The organism is Actinoplanes sp. NPDC051633 (assembly GCF_040681735.1).
In the GTDB taxonomy this organism is placed as follows: domain Bacteria; phylum Actinomycetota; class Actinomycetes; order Mycobacteriales; family Micromonosporaceae; genus Actinoplanes.
In genome coordinates this window covers 1-1,417 of the sequence record NZ_JBFAZH010001599.1, presented here as the reverse complement: position 1 = coordinate 1,417, position 1,417 = coordinate 1, and the positions used below count along the sequence as shown (strand labels likewise).

General features: G+C 76.1%; 2 protein-coding genes. One reads left to right on the top strand and one right to left on the bottom strand.

The features are described 5' to 3' along the window. A partial coding sequence (locus tag AB0M20_RS43480) for a precorrin-3B synthase (protein ID WP_364307351.1) occupies positions 1-999 on the bottom strand: 999 nt, incomplete at its 3' end. 102 nt (positions 1,000-1,101) lie between these two features. On the opposite strand from AB0M20_RS43480, the gene AB0M20_RS43475 reads away from it, so the two are divergent. Further along, the coding region (locus tag AB0M20_RS43475) for a hypothetical protein (RefSeq protein WP_364307349.1) at positions 1,102-1,417 on the top strand (316 nt) is incomplete at its 3' end.

The window sequence follows — 1,417 nt, the reverse complement described above, 5'->3', positions numbered from 1 at the left end:
GGGATGCGCGAAGGCGCTGGCCGACGTGCGGCGCGATGCCCGGGCGACGGCGCAGGCCGTGACGCCGGACCACCGCGAGCCCGGCGAGACCTCGAGCCCGGCCGTGCCCAGCCGATGCAGCCACGCCTCGGCCGCCGGCCGCTCCAGATCGGGGACGACGACCCCTCGCCAGGGCGTCACGGTGCACGTCTCGGCACCGCCGAGGACCGTCAGCTGCGCCTCGGACAGGGTGCCGAGGGGCACCAGCGCGGCCGCTGCGAAGAGCCCGCCGGGCTGCGCGACCAGACCGATCGGCTCGGCCGCGACGACGGCCGGTGGCGGCGCAGCCGGCGTGAACTCGGCTCCGATGGCCGCGGCGGTGCGCGCGGCGACCTGGGACGGTCCGTCGGCGAGCTCGCGCAGCCGCCACGCCGGCGTCGCCTGCTCGGCGCGGACGTCGAGGAAGGCGTGCGCGGCGGCGATCAGGGCGGGGACGACGGCGCCGGGATCGACGCGCAGGCCGAGGTCACGGCCGGCGAAGAGGACGGCGATGCCGGTCGGCGCCTGGAGCGCCGCGAGGTCGGCCGCGGCGGGCACCGGACCGAGCGCGAAGAGAAACCGCCCGGGCAGGGCGGCCAGAGCGGGGTCGGCGCAGACGGCCCGGTCGAGTGCCCGCGCCACGGTACGGACGTCCCACGCGCCGGGCACCGGGGACGCCGCGATGTTGCGTACCAGCTCATGGGTGTCGGACGGCAGCAGGCCGCACCCGCGCAGTGCCTCGGCCAACGCCTCGGGCGGGGCTGCGGTCAGCGCCCGCACCTGAACATTCGCCCTCGACGTCAGCTCCACCTGGCCGTCGCCCCAGCGCCGCGCGACATCGCGCAGCACGCGCACCTGCGCCCCGGTGAGCAGGCCACCCGGCAGCCGGACACGCGCCAGCGGCCCGTCGGCCGCGGCATGCAGCCGCAGCGCGCCGGGGCAGGCGTCGATGTCCGACGAGCGGACGGAGGGTGAGCTCACGGGAGGAGATGCTACGGATCCGCTACGACAGAAACGCAGTGCCGGGTCGCGAGCATCACACCGCTTGACTCGGCTCACTGCGGCCCGGAAGGGTTCCCAGACATGTTCCTGTTGCTGTCCACCTCCGACACCGACCTGCTGAGCGCCCGTGGCAGCGGTGCCGACTACCGTCTGGGCAATCCGGCCCGCATCCCGGCGACCGATGTCCCCGGGCTGCTGGAGGGTGTCGAGCTGGTGGTGGTGCGCCTGCTCGGCGGTCGCCGTGCCTGGCCCGAGGGTGTCGACGCGCTGCTCGCCGGCCCGGTGCCGGTCGTGGTGCTGGGCGGCGAGCAGGCGCCGGACGCCGAGCTGATGAAGCTCTCCACGGTTCCGGCCGGGGTGGCGGCCGAGGCACACGGCTATCTGGCGTACGGCGGGG